Source organism: Sphingobacterium sp. R2, assembly GCF_040760075.1.
GTDB lineage: Bacteria > Bacteroidota > Bacteroidia > Sphingobacteriales > Sphingobacteriaceae > Sphingobacterium.
In genome coordinates, this window is the sequence record NZ_CP142884.1 from 1,762,064 (window position 1) to 1,781,344 (window position 19,281).

Annotated in this window: 19 protein-coding genes and 1 riboswitch; of the genes, 14 read left to right on the forward strand and 5 right to left on the reverse strand. The window is 38.8% G+C overall.

The window, feature by feature from the left end; all coding sequences use genetic code 11:
* Positions 1-76 precede the first annotated feature (76 nt).
* From VXM68_RS07285 to groL, 12 genes are all read left to right on the forward strand, one after another.
* Entirely contained in the window at positions 77-652 is a 576-nt protein-coding gene (locus VXM68_RS07285) for a TetR/AcrR family transcriptional regulator (protein WP_293953114.1), read from the forward strand.
* A gap of 233 nt (positions 653-885) precedes the next feature.
* Entirely contained in the window at positions 886-2,298 is a 1,413-nt protein-coding gene (rlmD, locus tag VXM68_RS07290; RefSeq protein WP_293953112.1) for a 23S rRNA (uracil(1939)-C(5))-methyltransferase RlmD, read from the forward strand.
* Between the two features lie 7 nt (positions 2,299-2,305).
* Positions 2,306-2,704 carry a hypothetical protein gene (locus VXM68_RS07295; RefSeq protein WP_293953111.1) on the forward strand — a complete coding sequence of 133 codons (399 nt, stop codon included), beginning with the start codon at positions 2,306-2,308 and terminating at the stop codon, positions 2,702-2,704.
* A 196-nt stretch (positions 2,705-2,900) separates the two neighbouring features.
* Positions 2,901-3,653, forward strand: a complete 753-nt coding sequence (locus tag VXM68_RS07300) for a hypothetical protein (protein WP_294187133.1) — start codon at positions 2,901-2,903, stop codon at positions 3,651-3,653.
* A 198-nt stretch (positions 3,654-3,851) separates the two neighbouring features.
* Positions 3,852-4,541, forward strand: a complete 690-nt coding sequence (locus tag VXM68_RS07305; protein WP_294187136.1) for an OmpA family protein — start codon at positions 3,852-3,854, stop codon at positions 4,539-4,541.
* Between the two features lie 311 nt (positions 4,542-4,852).
* Positions 4,853-6,289, forward strand: coding sequence for a tRNA (N6-isopentenyl adenosine(37)-C2)-methylthiotransferase MiaB (gene miaB, locus VXM68_RS07310; RefSeq protein WP_294187138.1), 1,437 nt, complete (start codon positions 4,853-4,855; stop codon positions 6,287-6,289).
* Between the two features lie 36 nt (positions 6,290-6,325).
* The gene (locus VXM68_RS07315) at positions 6,326-7,597 is read left to right on the forward strand and encodes a sigma-54-dependent Fis family transcriptional regulator (RefSeq protein WP_293953103.1); all 1,272 of its coding nucleotides are present in this window, start codon (positions 6,326-6,328) and stop codon (positions 7,595-7,597) included.
* 9 nt (positions 7,598-7,606) lie between these two features.
* Positions 7,607-8,122: an LptE family protein gene (locus VXM68_RS07320; RefSeq protein WP_293953101.1), complete on the forward strand. Its 516-nt coding sequence runs from the start codon at positions 7,607-7,609 to the stop codon at positions 8,120-8,122.
* 13 nt (positions 8,123-8,135) lie between these two features.
* Positions 8,136-9,179, forward strand: a complete 1,044-nt coding sequence (locus VXM68_RS07325; RefSeq protein ID WP_367210909.1) for a hypothetical protein — start codon at positions 8,136-8,138, stop codon at positions 9,177-9,179.
* A gap of 12 nt (positions 9,180-9,191) precedes the next feature.
* Complete coding sequence (gene secG, locus VXM68_RS07330; RefSeq protein WP_294187143.1) at positions 9,192-9,605, forward strand: preprotein translocase subunit SecG; 414 nt, start codon at positions 9,192-9,194, stop codon at positions 9,603-9,605.
* A gap of 337 nt (positions 9,606-9,942) precedes the next feature.
* A complete protein-coding gene (gene groES, locus VXM68_RS07335) occupies positions 9,943-10,218 on the forward strand; it encodes a co-chaperone GroES (RefSeq protein ID WP_028070710.1) in 276 nt (91 codons plus the stop codon).
* 160 nt (positions 10,219-10,378) lie between these two features.
* Positions 10,379-12,016: a chaperonin GroEL gene (gene groL / locus VXM68_RS07340; protein WP_209577580.1), complete on the forward strand. Its 1,638-nt coding sequence runs from the start codon at positions 10,379-10,381 to the stop codon at positions 12,014-12,016.
* A 68-nt stretch (positions 12,017-12,084) separates the two neighbouring features.
* On the opposite strand, the gene ggt is transcribed toward groL, so the two are convergent.
* From ggt to VXM68_RS07365, 5 genes are all read right to left on the reverse strand, one after another.
* Positions 12,085-13,785 carry a gamma-glutamyltransferase gene (ggt, locus tag VXM68_RS07345; protein WP_367210910.1) on the reverse strand — a complete coding sequence of 567 codons (1,701 nt, stop codon included), beginning with the start codon at positions 13,783-13,785 and terminating at the stop codon, positions 12,085-12,087.
* A 63-nt stretch (positions 13,786-13,848) separates the two neighbouring features.
* Complete coding sequence (locus VXM68_RS07350) at positions 13,849-14,175, reverse strand: nucleotide pyrophosphohydrolase (RefSeq protein ID WP_367210911.1); 327 nt, start codon at positions 14,173-14,175, stop codon at positions 13,849-13,851.
* A gap of 18 nt (positions 14,176-14,193) precedes the next feature.
* Complete coding sequence (gene dtd, locus VXM68_RS07355; protein ID WP_367210912.1) at positions 14,194-14,652, reverse strand: D-aminoacyl-tRNA deacylase; 459 nt, start codon at positions 14,650-14,652, stop codon at positions 14,194-14,196.
* 207 nt (positions 14,653-14,859) lie between these two features.
* Positions 14,860-15,864 carry a TonB-dependent receptor gene (locus tag VXM68_RS07360; RefSeq protein WP_367211294.1) on the reverse strand — a complete coding sequence of 335 codons (1,005 nt, stop codon included), beginning with the start codon at positions 15,862-15,864 and terminating at the stop codon, positions 14,860-14,862.
* The gene (locus VXM68_RS07365) at positions 15,777-17,294 is read right to left on the reverse strand and encodes a TonB-dependent receptor plug domain-containing protein (RefSeq protein ID WP_367210913.1); all 1,518 of its coding nucleotides are present in this window, start codon (positions 17,292-17,294) and stop codon (positions 15,777-15,779) included. The genes VXM68_RS07360 and VXM68_RS07365 overlap by 88 nt, the downstream gene beginning before the upstream one ends.
* 54 nt (positions 17,295-17,348) lie before the next feature.
* Positions 17,349-17,474, reverse strand: a riboswitch (TPP riboswitch).
* 227 nt (positions 17,475-17,701) lie between these two features.
* Between VXM68_RS07365 and VXM68_RS07370 the strand changes: the two genes are divergently transcribed.
* Both VXM68_RS07370 and VXM68_RS07375 read left to right on the forward strand, forming a co-directional pair.
* A complete protein-coding gene (locus tag VXM68_RS07370; RefSeq protein WP_367210914.1) occupies positions 17,702-18,877 on the forward strand; it encodes an amidohydrolase family protein in 1,176 nt (391 codons plus the stop codon).
* Positions 18,878-18,995: 118 nt separating this feature from the next.
* Complete coding sequence (locus VXM68_RS07375; protein ID WP_312362728.1) at positions 18,996-19,277, forward strand: acylphosphatase; 282 nt, start codon at positions 18,996-18,998, stop codon at positions 19,275-19,277.
* The last annotated feature ends 4 nt before the right edge of the window (positions 19,278-19,281 follow it).

Here is a 19,281-nt window from a genome sequence, read left to right on the forward strand (position 1 = left end):
GAAGTCTGGGAATAATATGGTGCTTTTTAGTCTTTGATCTTGTGGCTGAAATTCGATATGCCTATTATAAAATTACATGGAACCAGATCATATCATTGAATCAATAAAAAGAACAGCACGGGAGCTTTTTCGTCAGAATGGTTATCATAAGACCAGTGTGAATACTTTGGCGAAAAAGGCCAACATAGCGAAAGCTACTGTGTACAAATATTTTGATAGCAAAGAAATGATTTTGCATGCCATCTTGATGGACTATCTTCGTGCGAGCTTGCAGGATATTTTAAAAACGACCAAATATGAAGATGATATGGCTTCCTTTTTGGGCTTTACTATTTTGCGGGTAAGTCGACTTACCTATACTGTTTGCAATGAGTTGATCGGATGGGAGTTTATTCGGGAATCTGCGAATGCTCAGGAATACCTAAAAACGCTTTCAGAAGATTTGGAGTTTCTGCTCTTAAGTACATTCATCCAAAATGAAAAAATTAATGAAGCGATTAGTGAAGAGAAGTTAACCTTTCTGATTAAATCCAGTAAAAGTATTGTGTTTTCATTTGCGTTTACAGCGGTTTCGGATGCCGATGTGCGTAAAAATTTTATATCCTTTCAGAAGGAAATCCTGCCTTATCTTGTTCAGGCAACTGTTCAATAAATTTCGTTAACGCTGTCATTGCTGCTCCAATGGCCGGCACTCTCCTTTTTCAATGTTGTTCCTTTCTTATGATTTGCTTTTTCATATTTACGTTGGTAGATATTTAATTGCTCCATTATCCCCTATACTACGCCGCTAGTATGTGAAGAGTTACTTTATCATCGTGATAATCAATGCTTATAAAAAAAATGTGCAGGTGAAAAATCGTTATAAAAATTGTATTTTTGCATCCTATGAGTAGAAGAATTCCGCAAGATAAAAAGTTCTTGAAAGATATTGCCATCATTGATATTGCCGAAGAGGGTAGAGGTGTTGGAAAAACCGAAGATTTGGTTTTGTTTGTTGAAAAAGCTGTTCCGGGAGATGTTGTTGACGTGGAGCTTATGCGCAAGAAAAAGAATTTTGCAGAAGCTCGGGTAACTGCTTTAAAAGAAGCCTCATCTTATCGTGTAAATCCTTTTTGTGAGCACTTTGGAGTTTGTGGCGGATGTAAGTGGCAGCATATGACCTATGATGCTCAATTGAAATTTAAGCAACAGTCTGTTGATAATGCCTTATCGCGTATTGGGAAGGTTGATACATCTGCTATGGAGCCTATATTAGGCTCGGTGCAAACGGAATATTATAGGAATAAATTGGAGTACACTTTTTCAAATAAAAAGTGGTTGACTTCTGTAGATGAAGATGCGTCTGTATTGGAAATGAATGCTTTGGGATTTCACGTGCCGGGACGTTTTGATAAAATCTTAGATATTGATCATTGTTATTTGCAAGAAGACCCTTCAAACCAAGTTCGCAATTCAATTCGTGATTTTGCACTTGGCCAAGGCATTACCTTTTACGATTTGCGTGAGCATACAGGTGTTTTGCGTAATTTGATTATCCGCATTTCTTCTACTGGAGAGATGATGGTGATCGTTGTTTTTGCTTATCCGGAAGAGGGGCAGGTCGAATTGCTGATGAATTATGTCAAGGAAAAGTTCCCACAAATCACTTCGCTATTATATATTGTCAATCAGAAACGCAATGATACGATCTTTGATCAAGACATCCATATCTACGCCGGGCGTGATTTCATTTATGAAGAGATGGAAGGATTACGGTATAAAGTTGGACCTAAATCTTTCTATCAAACGAATTCTGCACAAGCTTACGAGTTATATAAAATCACCCGTGATTTTGCCGATCTGAATGGCGATGAATTGGTATATGATTTGTATACGGGTGCTGGTACGATAGCAAATTTTGTTGCTAAGCAAGCCCGAGAAGTTGTGGGTGTAGAGTATGTTCCTACAGCTATTGAAGATGCACAAGTCAATTCGTCCATCAATAATATTACGAATACAAAGTTCTATGCTGGTGATATGAAGGATGTTTTGACCCCTTCCTTCATTGCCGAACATGGTAAACCTGATGTGGTGATTACAGACCCGCCACGTGCAGGAATGCATGCTGATGTTGTGGCACGTTTGTTGGAAATGGAATCTCCGCGTATCGTATATGTAAGTTGTAATGCTGCTACGCAGGCGAGAGATCTTCTGTTGTTAGCGGAGAAATATGAGGTAAAGCGTATTAAACCGGTGGACATGTTTCCGCATACGCAACATGTTGAGAATGTCGTTTTATTGGAATTGAAAAAGTTATAGTACCATTATGGAAGTAGAAGATTTATTTGCAGGGTCTGCAAGAGGGGAAAATACAACATCTACAGGACAAAGTCCATTAAAGAGCCTGCAGGTCGATCTCGATTTTTATAGTGAATCTATCCGCGAGGTAGCGTTGGAAATCGTGGAAGAAGGGTATTCTGAATACCCCATTTTCATCGCTCATCAGCATGATGTCTCTGTTGGCGAGGTTATATTGGATCGCAAGGAGCTGGATACAAAATGGACAATTAATGCGTCCACCCTAGAAGAGTTTGTTTCGAAGGATATCATACAGGAAGATCGTAAATCGTCCTTTATTCAGAACTATAAACCTGCTAAAGATTTTATGTGTCTGTTTGTTGTGGTTGCGGAAGGGGCCAATTTTGTTTTTTATCCTTACAAGTAGCGTACATAAGAATATTTAAACTTTTTTAACAGTACAAGTGTCCAACTATTATTAATTTTAGTCAATAGCTAACGTATAAAATACAATTTTATACGGTTGAAAATAACTGTGCATGCTATCTTGAGCGTGTGCTATTGGATCCAATGAAACTGCTGTAAGCTAAAACTAATTGGCATAATTGAAGAGAGATAATAGGATGAAAATATTACAGATACAGATAATAGGTTTTTTTTTACTTTTATTTACCTATTTCGGCGCTACTGCTCAGCAACAGCAGAAGGTTTCGGGTATGGTTTTACAAAAGGATAATGGTAATCGCATTGGGGATGCGGTGGTAATCAATCTGCGTACGCATAGATCTACGCTGACCAATTCTTTCGGTGTGTTTACAATCGACGCATCAGTGGGAGATTCGTTGTCTTTCACTAAAGTGGGGTATTCGCCCGTAAAGACTGTCTTGACCAATTTGAATGAGTTTTATGTGGAATTGCAGGAGGGCATACGATTGGAGACTGTTATTGTGGAAAGGAAGACAAAAGAAGCTGAATTAAACGATGCAATGAATAACTATTCTAAAAAGGGTGTTTATAATGGAGGTAAAAATAAGTTCGGAACTTATTTAGGTAGTCCGGCCACTGCACTTTATAATCTTTTTGGGCGCGAGGCTAAGAATGCAAAGCGCTTTGGACGATTTATGGATAGAGAGAAAGAGGAGTTGCAAGTTGACCGTATTTTTTCCCGTGAAGCTGTTAAGAATCTGACGAAACTAGACAGTGCTGAGCTGGATGCTTTTATGATACGTTATCGTCCATCTTTTGATCTCGCTGAACATTGGGGGCAATATGATTTGATGCATTACGTGCAACAGTCTATGGAAGATTTTGATGCGAAGGGGAGACCTAAAGGCTCATTATTGCCAGATATTGAAGTGAAGACACAGGAGAAATAGAACATTTTATGTTTATAGCTAATGTTCTATTAAATAAAAATGAGTTAGTAATGTAGCGTTTTGACTGCATATAGGAAATTTAATAGTACTTTTTTCATTGTCTGGTAACAAAAAAGTTGATAAAAATATCTTTTGGCACTTAGTTTGATTTTAATAGAGCTGTATAAGTTTAAATATAAAGTCTTAGATCGCATACATATGAAAATGAATAGAAAATTGGCTGTATTTGGTTTGACGGTTGCAACCTCAGCTATGTTATTTGGAAGTTGTTCTACCATTCAAAATACGAATAATGCCACTAAAGGCGGAGTTATTGGTGGTGTTGCCGGGGGTGCATTGGGTGCATTAATCGGAGGGAAAGCCGGTAATACGGCAATTGGTACTTTGGCCGGTGCTGCAATTGGTGGTGCTGCTGGTGTATTGATTGGTAAAAAAATGGATAAGCAAGCAGCTGAGATTTCTAAAACTGTTGAAGGAGCTGAAGTTACGCAGTCTGCAGAGGGTATCGTTGTTAAGTTCGATTCAGGTATTTTATTTGACTTTAATAAATCAGATCTTAAAGCATCTGCCAAAGATAATATTGCTAATTTGGTCACTACATTGAATAAAGAACAGGGTACTGAAATTTTGGTAATCGGACATACCGATAATGTAGGTACACTGGCTGCAAATGAAAAGGTGTCTTTGGATCGTGCGAATTCAGTGCGTGCTTTTGCCGTATCTAAAGGTTTGGCTTCATCACGTATCCGTACAGAAGGCAGAAATTTCTCCGAACCGATTGCAAGTAATGATACAGAAGCGGGACGTGCACAAAACCGTCGCGTCGAGATTGTCATCGTAGCGGGCGACCAAATGAAAAGAGAAGCGAAGCAACAGGCAGGACAATAACCGGTTTAAGACTCTAGTCTTTCCGATTTGTACTATTTGATGTTTAATCATAAAAAGCGTTGATAAACTCAACGCTTTTTTTGTGGAATATAGCGGGTAAAAATTCCTAATGTGATTCATTTAGACCTAAAATGTGACAATTCATAAATCATATTTCTGTCTGACAAACTGTCATTATATGGATTTAAATTTCTAACTTTGTAATCTTTGAAACAACCATTGATAGGAAATTAATTGATCAAATTATGGATTTCTGCACGGGGGTTGACTTCATTAAATAATAAAAATTATATTCTATTGAATAGCGAGCTATGCTAGATTTAACACATACCACTAAGGAACATGACGAATCTCGTCAGGGTGAGGCATTATTATTGGAACAGGATCCGACTTTAAGCACTGGCCGTAAACTTTATATTGAAAGTTACGGTTGCCAGATGAATTTCTCGGATAGTGAGATTGTTGCTTCTATTTTGTTGGATAAAGGATTTGAGACTACCAAGAACTATCAGGAGGCTGATGTTGTTTTTATTAATACCTGTTCGATTCGCGAGAATGCCGAACAACGTGTTCGTAATAGGTTAAAGGAGTTTGAAGCTGCTAAAGCAAAAAATCCTGGGATGATCGTCGGTGTATTGGGTTGTATGGCCGAGCGTCTAAAGTCGAAGTTTCTGGAAGAAGAAAAATTAGTTGATGTTGTGGTGGGACCAGATGCTTATCGTGATTTGCCAAATTTGATTGATCAGGTTGACGATGGTGCTAAAGCCGTAAACGTTTTATTATCAAGAGAGGAAACGTATGCTGATATCAATCCTGTTCGTTTGAATTCAAATGGCGTCACCGCTTTTATTTCAATTATGCGCGGTTGTGATAATATGTGTTCTTTCTGTGTGGTTCCTTTCACACGGGGCCGCGAACGTAGTCGTGATCCGCATTCTATCGTGAAGGAAGCTCAAGATCTTTTTAATGCGGGTTACAAGGAAGTTACGTTGTTGGGACAAAATGTCGATTCCTATAAATATACTGCTCCTCTAACAGAAGGCGATGTTCCTAGCGAAACGGTCACTTTTGCTACTTTGCTTACGATGGTTGCAGAAATCAGCCCGCTGCTGCGTGTTCGTTTTTCAACTTCTCATCCAAAAGATATTACGGATGAGGTATTGTATGCGATAGCATCACATGAAAATATCTGTAATTATATTCATTTGCCTGTTCAGTCTGGGAATTCCAGAGTATTGGAATTGATGAACCGTACGTATGATCGCGCGTGGTATATGGAGCGTGTCGATGCAATTCGTCGTATTATACCGGAATGTGCTATTTCTACTGATGTCATTACTGGTTTCTGCACGGAAACGGAAGAAGAGCATCAGGATACACTTTCTATGATGGACTATGTGAAGTATGATTTCGCTTATATGTTTGCTTATTCGGAAAGACCGGGCACATTGGCGGCGAAAAGATATGCAGATGATATTCCTGAAGATGTTAAAAAACGGCGTTTGACGGAAGTTATCAATAAACAACGCGATCATAGTTTGTATCGTTATCAACAATTTGTTGGGAAAGTCTGTAAGGTACTCATTGAAGGGTTTTCAAAACGATCTGAGTTCGATTTCTGTGGACGTAATGACCAAAATGCATTAGTTGTTTTTCCAATAGATCCTCGATTTAAACAAGGGGACTATGTGAATGTCCTTGTTGAATCATGTACTTCTGCGACGCTGTTAGGAAAAATTGTTGATTAAGCTAACTTAGATTATTTTATTTCCAACTGGAAATTTATGGATAACCAAGATATAAAGAATAGATTTGGGATTATCGGTAATTCGCCATTGTTGAATCGGGCAATTGATATTGCGCGACAAGTGGCTCCGACAGATATTTCCGTATTAATACAAGGTGAGAGTGGTAGTGGTAAAGAAGTTTTTTCGCATATTATCCATCAATTGAGTTCACGTAAGCATGGCCCCTTTATTGCGGTCAACTGTGGGGCTATACCAGAAGGAACCATTGACTCCGAGTTATTTGGTCACGAAAAAGGTTCTTTTACGGGAGCACATGAAGCTAGAAAGGGCTATTTTGAAGTCGTTGACGGTGGTACGATTTTTTTAGATGAGGTTGGTGAGTTACCTTTAGGGACACAAGCACGATTGTTACGTGTGCTGGAGTCTGGAGAGTATATAAGGGTCGGATCATCCAAAGTGCAGAAAACAAATGTTCGTGTCGTTGCCGCTACAAATGTGAATGTTTTTGAAGCTGTACAAAAGGGTAGATTTCGCGAAGATCTTTATTATCGTTTAAATACTGTACCCTTGCGTGTGCCCTCTTTACGTGAGCGTCCTGAAGATGTTAACTTATTATTCCGTAAGTTTATCGTGGACTTTTCTGAAAAGTACCGTACTCCTGGTGTTCAATTGACGGACGATGCTCAGAATATGCTACGCAACTATAGTTGGCCTGGAAATGTGCGTCAACTGAAAAATGTTGCCGAACAAATTGCTGTTCTGGAGAAAGAACGTGTTGTAGATGCGTATACGCTTCAAAATTATTTGCCCAATGAATCCCGAACGAGTCTCCCTGCAGTAGTTCCATCAAATAATGGGGGGAAGGAGGATTTTTCAGAAAGAGATTTGCTGTATAAAGTTTTATTTGATATGAAGAAAGATATGGTTGATCTGAAAAAACTGGTGGTTGAATTAATTCAGAAGGGCGTTGATTCTAGCACGTTTGATCAAAATTCTCCATACATTAATCAATTGTATCAAGAGATTGAGCCACATTTGAAATCGGAGCCGGAAAATTATACAACACCGACTTTGACGATACATTCGCCATCAAATGCTGCAAATGTATTAAAAAATCCTGTTTCAAAGGATGACTATCTGCAGGATGCAGAAGAGGTAGAGGAATCTTTATCTCTTGTTGATAAGGAATCTGATTTAATCAAGAAGGCATTAAAAAAGCACCGTGGTAAGCGTAAAGCTGCCGCACAAGAGTTGGGGATTTCTGAAAGAACTTTGTATAGAAAGATTAAAGACTTAAATTTAGATTAGGGGTTACAGATGTTGTCAAAAAAAATAGGATATACTTTTCTCACGACAATCTTTTTGTTTGTCATGAATAGTTGTGGGGTAAAATATGGGTTTACTGGTGGGTCTATTCCTGAGGGAATGAAAACAGTTAATATTCAATATTTCGAAAACATTGCTCCATTAGTTTACCCGACATTAAGTCAGAATTTTACGGAGGCACTTAAAGAGCGTATTCGTAATCAGTCTCGATTGAGTCAGGTGAACCAGGATGGTGATGCTAACTTTGAGGGATTTATCACAGAGTATACGATAAGTCCTGCTGCTGTTGAAGCGGGCACTGATCGTGCTGCTATGAATAGATTGACAATCACAGTTAAAGTGACTTATCATAATAAAATTAACCCGAAGGACGACTTTGAACAGCCATTTACACGTTTTAAAGAGTTCGCTGGAAACCTTCAGAGTGCACAGGAAGAGACTTTGGGTAAGGAAATTATTCAAATGCTAACGGAAGATATATACAATAAAGCTTTTGCTAATTGGTAACTCTATTTATAAGATGAATCTTAATGTATCATTACCCAATAAGGAGCTTTTTTTTCGAGCACTCAACTCCCCTGATACGGTAGAGGAAGATTTGATTTTGGCCTTGATTGAAAAATACCCTTACGCACAGAGCCTACGATTTGTTTATGAACGTAAAGTTTTTGAAAAAAATCAAACTGTTCAGAATTTATCTTCCACTTTGTTATATGCTTGTTCCCCGAGTTGGCTTTATGAATTTGTGCATGTTAAATCTGCCGTAGATTCTGCAGCAATAATGCCATCGGATGAATTATTAGTGGATGAGGAATCTATTGGCGATTGTCGTGTTGTCGAAATTGCGGCCGATGGAGGAATAGAGGAGGATGAGTTGAATCGTTTGATTGAGGTTGGGGTTGCAACAGATTATTTTCGGTCGAATAATCAACAGGATGTAACTAGTGGTGATTTGCAGGAGTCTCCAGTTGTGGCCGCGGTTCCTCAGGAATCTGTTGCCGACGAAAGTAATGATAATCACGAGCATGTTTCTGTTTATGATGATGATACGATGCCCTACAGTTTTTTGTGGTGGCTACATAAAACAAGATTGGAGTATGCGCATACTTATCAGCCTTACGTTAAATCTCCTTTGAGTCCAATGAAGCCATCGCGTGATGATGTTGAAAAAATTCATGAAAAACTGGATAGCCAGCTATTAGATCAACAGATCCGTGAGAATATTTTTCATTTGCAACCGCCTGAGGCGAAATTAAGTGATGAGGTTAAAACAACGGTCGCTTTTCAGATACCGCGTAAATCTGACAAGGTCATTGAGAAGTTTATCCGCGAAGAACCTATCATTCAGCCGCTACAAGCGGAGAAGTTGGATTTAGAGAATAAAGCCAGGAAAAGTTCGGAAGATCAATACTCACTCGTTACCGAAACGCTTGCAAAAATCTATGTGGAACAGGGCTTATATCCAAAGGCAATAGAGGTTTACAAAAAATTAGTTTTGAAATATCCAGAAAAAAATGCTTACTTTGCGGCACGCATAACAGAATTAGAAAAGAAATTAAATTAATAACATAAAGAGATGCAAGGATTATTAATCGGTTTAATCATATTGGCTAGTATTATTTTAGCGTTTTTGGTTTTAATCCAAAATCCTAAAGGAGGAGGTTTATCATCTGGTTTTTCGGGTGGAACGAATCTTATGGGTGTAAAACGTACAGGTGACATTTTGGAAAAAGGTACTTGGATCATGGTTATTGCCATCATGGTATTTAGCTTGGGTGTAAATATTATTGGAACATCTCCAAGCACATCCAAAGGAGGATTGGGGGGGCAAATTGAAGCGCCTGCTCAACAAGGTCCATTGAACTTAGGTACTGGACAAAATCCTGCTGGTGCTCCTGCTGGACAAGAGCAAACAGCTCCGGCTCAATCTCAGGAAAAAGTACCTGCAACAGCGCCTACCGCTAAACCGGCAGAAGAGGCTAAAAAATAGTTGTCAATAAAAAATTATACGCCCTGTTTGTGAAAGCAAACGGGGCTTTTTGTTTTCTGTATTTTTTAGACGTTGTTGTCAATGAAAGGATCGTGAACGTTTTGCTAAGCGGATTAAGCGTATTAAATTGAATGGATATTTGGTAAGCAGAAGTAAGACTGGCAGACATAAAATGACAGTGTGACAGCAAAATGAATTTTTGTCGATTGGGATGTTAACTTTTGTGTGAAAAATTGTCTTAAAAGCTCTTCCAATTACAATTGGCATAAAAGATGATGTGCTTATAGCGATTATAACATAAAAATAAATTCAAAAACAGATAAAAAGTAAATTAATTATGGCATTAAGTATCAAACCTATCGGAGACAGAGTAGTAGTAGAAGCTGCTCCAGCAGAAGAAAAAACAGCTTCAGGGTTGTATATCCCCGATACAGCAAAAGAAAAACCATCTCAAGGTACAGTAGTTGCTGTAGGTACAGGTAAAGTTGACGAACCGTTAACTGTGAAAGTTGGTGACAAAGTATTATACGGAAAATACGCAGGTACTGAAATTACTTACGAAGGAAAAGAGTACTTAATTATGCGTGAGTCTGATATTTACGCAGTCATCTAATTCATACAAAAGATTATTTAAAAATGAGCTTACTGGCTCGGTTAAAAATTCAAGTTTATTTTAGTGGAGTTGTAAATGTGCATATTAAAAGATAAAACCGGTTTACGGTTTAGTATACTATCTTCATTACACTTCTTGAAATACTTAATACTTATAAAAAATGGCAAAACAAGTAAAATATAACGTTGAGGCTCGTGAAGCCCTTAAAAAAGGTGTAGATACCTTGGCAAATGCAGTTAAAGTAACATTAGGTCCTAAAGGACGTAACGTAATTATTGAGAAGAAATTTGGTGCTCCAGTAATTACTAAAGATGGTGTTTCGGTAGCGAAAGAAATCGAATTGAAAGACGCTTTAGAAAACATGGGTGCGCAAATGGTAAAAGAAGTAGCTTCCAAAACAGCTGATCAAGCCGGTGATGGTACAACTACTGCCACAGTATTAGCGCAAGCAATTGTTGCTCCAGGTATCAAATCTGTGGCTGCTGGTGCTAACCCAATGGATTTAAAACGTGGTATTGATAAAGCGGTTGCTACTGTAGTTGCCAACTTGAAATCACAATCTCAAGAAGTTGGTCAAGACAACAATAAAATCAAACAAGTTGCTACAATTTCAGCTAACAATGACGAAGTAATTGGTTCGTTAATTGCACAGGCGATGGAAAAAGTAGGTAACGATGGTGTTATCACTGTAGAAGAAGCTAAAGGTACTGAAACAGAAGTTAAAACTGTGGAAGGTATGCAATTTGACCGCGGTTATTTGTCACCATATTTTGTGACAAATTCCGATAAGATGGAAGCGGAATTGGATAATCCATATATTTTGATCTATGACAAGAAAATCAGCAACATGAAAGAATTGCTGCCTATCTTGGAGAAACAAGTTCAAACTGGCAAACCTTTGTTGATCATTGCTGAAGATCTAGATGGTGAGGCTTTGGCAACCTTAGTGGTTAATAAAATCCGTGGTTCGTTGAAAGTTGCAGCTGTCAAAGCTCCAGGTTTCGGTGACCGTCGTAAAGCCATGTTGGAAGATATCGCGATCTTAACTGGTGGTACTGTTATCTCTGAAGAAAGAGGTTTCAAATTAGAAAATGCTGAGTTATCTTACTTAGGTCAAGCTGAAAAAGTTCAAGTTGACAAAGATAACACAACGATTATCAATGGTTCTGGCAATGTAGAGGATATTAAAGCACGTGTTGCTCAAATCCGTTCACAAATCGAAACAACAACTTCAGACTACGATCGCGAAAAACTACAAGAACGTTTAGCAAAATTGTCAGGTGGTGTAGCCGTGTTATATGTCGGTGCAACTACTGAGGTTGAAATGAAAGAGAAAAAAGACCGTGTTGATGATGCTTTACACGCAACTCGTGCAGCTGTTGAAGAAGGTATTATCGCTGGTGGTGGTGTTGCATTTATCCGTGCTACTGAAGCTTTGTTAGATCTTAAAGGTGAAAATGAAGATGAGCAAATTGGTATTGATATCATCAAACGTGCGATTGAGGAGCCGTTACGTCAGATCTGTAACAATGCAGGTATTGAAGGTGCAGTAATTGTTCAAAAAGTAAAAGAAGGAACTGCAGATTTCGGTTACAATGCGCGTACAGACCGTTACGAAAACTTAATTGCTGCTGGTGTAATTGATCCAACTAAAGTATCTCGCGTAGCATTAGAAAATGCAGCTTCAGTTGCTTCAATGTTATTAACTACAGAGTGTGTATTGGCTGACGAAGCTGAAGAAAACCCTGTAGGTGCTGGTGCTCCTCCAATGGGTGGCGGTATGGGCGGAATGATGTAAGATCATCCCATTTCTAAATAAAAAGAAAGGCTCATTTGGAATTCCAAATGAGCCTTTCTTTTTGTTCTTTAATAGCCTTTTGCCGTATCGTCTCCACGCGGGTCGGCTCCTGTCTGTAATTTACCATTTGGTAATACAAGTATATTCTCCACACGACCGATTGTCCCTCTCGGATTTATCGTATAGCCATCTTTTGTCAATTGATCACGTAGATTGACATCGATTGCGTTATTTTCGACGTCAATACGATCAGGAAGCCATTGATGATGAAATCTTGGCAGGCTTACAGCTGATTGGGCATTTTGTCGGAAGTCAATAACGTTGAGGATGGTCTGAAAAACAGAGGTAATGATAGTTGATCCTCCAGGGGTTCCTACAACCATAAATAGTTTGCCATCTTTTTCTACAATAGTGGGTGTCATTGAGCTGAGCATCCTTTTGCCAGGCTGAATCTCGTTCGCTTTTTCCCCAGTAAGCCCATACATGTTTGGGACACCGGTCTTTACGGAGAAATCGTCCATTTCATTGTTTAGGAGAAAACCTGCGCCCTCCACAAATACTCCTGAGCCATAAGAATCATTAAGTGTTGTTGTAATGGATACTGCATTCCCTTGCTCGTCTACGATATTGAAATGTGTCGTTTGTTCACTTTCATAGCCAGGAATGACATCTGCATTGACATCTTTGCTTGATGTCGCTTTATGGAAATTGAATGAATGGAGTTTATGCGCATTTGAGGCAGAGTCAATAAGCTGTTGGATGGGTACCTTAATGAAATCAGGATCGCCCAAATACTTAGCCCGATTGGCATATACATAGCGTTCAGCTTCGACTATGACACGAATGGTTGAATCGGTCTGAAAGCCCCAGCGCTGAAGTGGGAACTGTTCGACTGATTTGAGCAGGGCTAAAAGAGATGTTCCCCCACTCGAAGGCGGCGGCATGGAAATCACTCTGTGGCCCCTATAATTTGCGGAAATTGGGGTACGCCAAAGTGCCTGATAATCCAGTAGATCTTGATGATTGATAATACCTTTCCCTTTGTCCATTTCGGCAACAATTAAATCGGCCGTTTTACCTTTATAGAAACCGTCTCGGCCTTCCTTTGCGATTCTTTCCAGTGTTTTTGCAAGTTCCTCTTGAAGAAATAGATCTCCCGATTTCCATGGGGTAGTTTTGATAATCGCTGCACCTTTGGGGTTTAGCCTGACAAAACGATCTTTATGGCTTTCAAACTCATTGGCTTGTCTTTGACTGATTTTAAAACCTGTTCTGGCTAGCTGGATTGCGGGGAGTAGGAGATCTTTCCACTGTAATCTACCATACTTTTTGTGTGCTTCCCACATACCCGCGACAGAACCCGGAATGCCTGATGCTAATTGACTATAAAGGCTCAGCTCTGGAACAACATTACCTTGCGCATCAAGATACATATCTCGTGTTGCTTTTAGAGGAGCTTTCTCGCGAAAGTCCAGCGCATCTAATTGGCCATTATGATCGCGATAGAGCATAAAGCCGCCGCCGCCAATATTTCCGGCATTTGGATAAACCACTGCAAGGGCAAATTGTACGGCAACTGCAGCATCTATTGCATTTCCACCTTGTTTTAAGATCTTTACACCAATTTCTGAAGCTAAAGGGTGAGCAGTGACTACGGCCGCCTTATTAAACGTACTGGGGTGCTCAACGCTTGAATTTAGCCGCTGTTTTGTTGTACAAGAAGCAATGAAGACGCTAGCTATGAGCGAATAGGTGATGAATTTATGCATCGTATCCGACTTAAAGTTTTAAATAGTATCTCAGGGAGTTGTAGAAATAATCTTATTACGTTATTACTTAAGCTTGGTGTTGTTTTTATGCCTGTCGGCGTCCCGAATTGATTTCTTTTGAAGATTTTGTTCCAAAGCCGCTGTTAGATCAATTCCCGTTTGATTGGCAAGGCACATCAAAACGAATAATACATCGGCCATTTCATCTGCTAAATTAACTTCTTTGTCTGACTTTTTGAAAGATTGTTCTCCGTATTGCCGAGCCATTATTCGGGCAACTTCACCGACTTCTTCCATGAGTATAGCGGTGTTTGTCAACTCATTGAAATAACGTACTCCGGTACTATTGATCCATTTGTCAATAACCTCTTGTGCTTCTTTAATAGTCATCTTGTGTTCAATTAAAAATTAAAAGTTGTCCTTATCTTTTGTGTCCATGACGATGGTAACTGGACCATCATTCAGTAGGTCAATTTTCATATCGGCTCCGAATATGCCAAGCTGAACCTCTTTTTGGAGCAATTGACTTAGCAGTAAAGCCATCTCTTCATACATTGGTTTGGCTTTATCCGCTTTTGCTGCTCTGATAAAGGAAGGCCTGTTTCCTTTTTTTGTTTGAGCAAAGAGCGTGAATTGTGATATCAGTAGGATATTTCCGTCTACATCTTGTATTGATTTATTCATCAAGCCCTGCTCATCCTCGAAAATGCGCAAGTTGATAAATTTTTGCCCTAGCCATTTGAGGTCGTCTATTGTATCAGCCTCTTCAACTCCTAATAAGATCATTAGTCCTTTTTGGATATGGCCTGTAATCCGATTATTTACTGTACAAGAAGCCTTGGTAACTCGTTGTATAACTGCGCGCATAATGAAAAGTATAAAACCAAAGGTAAAAATTCCAATTGTTAAACGCGATCAGAAATTCAATTTTATCCACCATATAAAAAGAGATCTCTCTTTCCTCTGAAGGAAAAAAGAGAGATCTCTTTGTTAGCAGTGTTTGATCAGAGAGCATATTCAGTGTGGTTTGCCCGTTGTTATCGGCTGTTGGATTAACAGGTTCTTGTAAAAATTCTAGAATTTGATATTAAGGCCCAATAGGAAATTTGTTGGTGCTTGTGGGAAATAAAAATTATAGTATTTTCGGCTATCACCTTCCATCCAGCCAAAAGTATAGCCGTTGGCCTCATACTTCTCGTTGAATATGTTGTTGACCTGTAATGTTGCACTGATGTTTTTAAAGCCCAATGCTGTAAAACTATAGTTTGCCAGAAGATTGTTGACAAAATAAGATGAAATGCTTCTTTCTTTGGCAGATGAATTATCCAGGTATTGTCTGGCCACAAATTTGGACAAAAGGGAAAATGTAAGTGGTGTTATAGGGCTATAAGAGAAATTATTTGACAAAATAGTTCCTGGAGACAATGCGATGTCCGTTTTCGTATAAAAAATCCGTGTATCACCAATTACCTCTTCAAAGTTTTTGATTTTATTTTGGCTAAAACTCGCAGTTGCTTTCCAATTAAGCTGCTTATTGATGTTCCATGAGACATCGAACTCGATGCCGATCCGATAGCTATTGTTGACATTTTGGCGAATCGGAGAACCTGTATCACTGATTTCGCCAGTTGGAATCAGCTGATTTTTGTAAAACATACCATATCCATTCAACCCGATGTTAAGTTTTTCGTTTGCAAATCGGTAACCAAATTCGATATCCTGCATTTTCTCCGGTGTTGGATCAGGTAAACTGCTGTTTTTTTCAATAAAATCTTTGCGAACAGGCTCTTTTTGTGCAAAGGCATAGGAAGCGTACACATTTGAATAATCATTTAAAAGATAGGTTGCGCCTGCTTTTGGGTTTAAGAAGTTGAATTTTGGGTGATAGTTATAGTTTTTGACTTTATCGTCATCGCCATACATGTGATAGTCGACATTTCTATATTGGACATCAGCCATCAGAATCCATTGGTCCAATTTGTAATCGATCTTTAGGAAATTACTGAAATCATTTTTTTGTGATTTTCCGAAGTAGTAGTTTTCATCCAGAAATCCTGTTGAGGCATATTGTGCCCATATGACTTGACCATAATGTTTTCCTCTATATTGATTGTAGGCTCCCCCCAGGTAATCTCCAGCTGATCGTTGGGTTTATAATTGAGGGAGTAAGTCAAACCATAAAAATAGTTGTCCAACCATCTTCTGCGCACTAGATCTGTTTTTTGTATGGTATCTTTTCCGATAATTACATCAGGCAGACCATATTTACTCAATTTATCGGCAGATCTCATTTCTTCATAGTAGCCATAACCTCTGGTGTAATGGAGGGCGGTATTAAGTGTTACCTTGTCACTTAGGATATTGGTGTAATGAAGCTGATGATGTTTTTGCGTATAATTATCAGTTTGATTTTTATAGGTGTACAGGTTATAGTTTCGACCAGCATTCATAAATCGATCTTTTTCAGCTCCTGCTATTTCGAGGGCGTTATCGGCATAATCATCCATACGTGACCGATCTCCAGTAATTAACGGTTCGGGAACGCCATTCCAGGCCTGATATGTTTTTTCTTTTCCCCAGAATACAATTCCTTTTAGGATGTGTTTCTTACCATAATAACCACCATCTACATAGAAAGATTGTAGGTCTGAACTCCCCCTTTCAATATAGCCATCGCTGCTAATTCGGGATAATCTGGCATTGAATGCAAATTTGTCATTGATCAGTCCAGTGCCCACTTTCACGGTATTTTTCCATGTGTTATACGAACCGAACGAATTGTTAAGTTCTGCATAGGGATGTTCAGCCAATGTATTGGATTGAATATTTAATGAAGCTCCAAATGATCCGGCCCCGTTTGTTGAGGTGCCGATTCCTCGTTGAACTTGGATGCTCTCTGTGGAAGAAGCAAAGTCAGGAAGATTGACAAAAAATGAGCCCATGCTCTCCGCATCATTTAGCGGAATGCCATTTAACGTTACGTTGATTCGTTGATTATCTGATCCGCGGATGGTCATTCCTGTATAACCGATGCCCGCTCCGGCGTCTGAATTTACCTGTACCGATGGTGTTTGGTTAAGCAGAAAAGGGATATCTTGTCCGAGATTGTTTTTTGTAATTTCCTCTTTTGAGATGTTTTTGAAGGTTGTAGGCGCATTTCTTTTAGCGCGGGTAGATTGGACGAGCACCTCTTCCATTTGTATGGTAGTTGGTTCTAATTCGACCAGTATTTCCATATTATCTTTTATGTTTACATTGCGGATCCATGTTTTATATCCAATAGAGGAGATTTGAATGTGATGTTGCCCGGTGTTGATATGATGGAGCTTAATGATTCCATGGTTGTCTGACTGACCATGGAAGGAAGCTTGGCCATCGATAGATACGGAAACGTTTTGTAAAGGATTTTGGCTACTCTTATCTACAGTTTTAATTGTCAGATTTTGCTGCGCAATGGCAACTTGCATCGAAATAGTAGCTAAGGAGCTACAAATCAAAAATTTGATCATGGTAATGTATTTTGTTTGAGTTAAACAAATCATAGCAAGGGGTTACTATGACCGCACTATTTAACTAACCTCTCCCTACGCCAGCATTATCTGGATCAGGTGTACAGAATTTAATCTGTTGGGTATAATCTCAGCCTGTATTTGTGTTCCTGACAAAACAAGGCACCCCTATTTGATGCTGCGAATATATAGATTAAAAATTGAAAAGCGATATAAAGAAGTATTTTATGACAAATTAAACAAGGGAAGTTGTGTTGTTATTTCTTTTTGGTTAATATTTTATGTAAATTGTTGTTTTTGGTATATATTGTTCTTTTTAGGTACCTTGGCATAGATTTTTCTACTAGTGGTATGTATTTATACAAGTCTAAAAATTTTAGTTACTAAATTGATAGTGAGGAGATAATATGTTAAAATATTTAAGCGCTAATTATATTCTGCCGATTAGCTCGATGCCGATAAAAGATGGTATTGTTGCGGTAGATGAGGAGGGGGTAATTCAAGGTATATTTGACCCAACGTCATTTACACCTATGGATAATGGTCAGGTCGAGAAATACGAAGGGGTTATAATTCCGGGTTTCATCAACGCGCATTGCCACATTGAATTGTCGCATATGAAAGGTATCGTTGCTAAAGGTACAGGGCTTCCGAGCTTTTTGAGTAAGGTGATGACAACGCGTTCGGCTTCGATGAAAAAAATAGATGAAGCAATGGCAAAAGCCGACAGAGAGATGTACGAAAATGGTATTGTCGCAGTTGGCGATCACGCTAATACGGATAATTCTTCAAAATTGAAGGACGATTCTGAAATCTTGTATCACACATTTGTAGAAGTGATCGGAATTGAGCCGGACGAAGCCGATTTTAAGTTGAAGGAGGCTAAATCACTGATCCAAGAGTTTAGGAATGGCCATGTGTCTATCACGCCACATGCCCCCTATTCTTGCTCCAAAGTACTTTTTAAAAAATTCAAGAAAGTAATTTCGGAAACAAACATTATCAGTATTCATAATCAGGAAAGTGAGGAAGAGAATAAGTTGTTCCGTTATAAAATGGGCGAATTCTTAGACTTTTATAAAAGTATCGGAAAAAATGCAGATACGATAAAAGCGCAGGCAAGAAATTCAATTCAATCTTATCTGCCTTATTTGCCTTACCCAAATAAATTGTTGTTGGTTCATAATACCTATACATCTTTAAAAGATTTTGATTTTGTTGAGCGTATGGGGCGTGACGTCACGTGGTGCTTATGTCCGAAAGCTAACCTTTATATTGAGGGGACTCTACCTAAAATACAGAACTTTTTAAATTCGGGACAACGTATTGTGATCGGAACCGATAGTTTAGCTTCCAACGATACCTTGTCCATTCTGGATGAACTAAAGGTGTTACATGCACACTTCGAGGATCTTGATTTCTTACAGACTATCCAATGGGCCACGATTAATGGCGCTATTGCGTTAAATATTCAGGACGAATATGGATCGTTGGAGGTGGGTAAAAAGCCAGGTGTTGTTTTGCTGCAGGGGATGGAACATATGCGCTTAACTGATGATGTGAAGGTAAAACGCTTAGTCTAGTATTTTATTCCCCAAAACTTCTGTACTTTTGTTTTTAATGAACAACCCATGACTATATGAATGAAATTATAGTCATGGGTTGCTCCATCTGACAGATGGAAGAAAAAATAAGTTACAGATGAAACATTTGAATATTTCAATAAGAGGTAAAGTACAACGAGTCTATTTTAGATTAACAACTAAGGCAGTTGCTGATCAAGTTGGTGTGAGGGGCTTCGTGGTCAATTTAAAAGACGGTTCTGTCTATATTGAGGCTGAAGGTGACGAATTTTCACTTGATTCACTTTTGGAGTTCTGCAAGGAGGGTCCAGAGGGTGCGGTTGTTGAAAGTGTAGAAATAGAGGAAGGCGAAATGAAAGGCTTTTCCAATTTTGAAGTAGTTAAAAGAGTTCAATCTTAAGCCC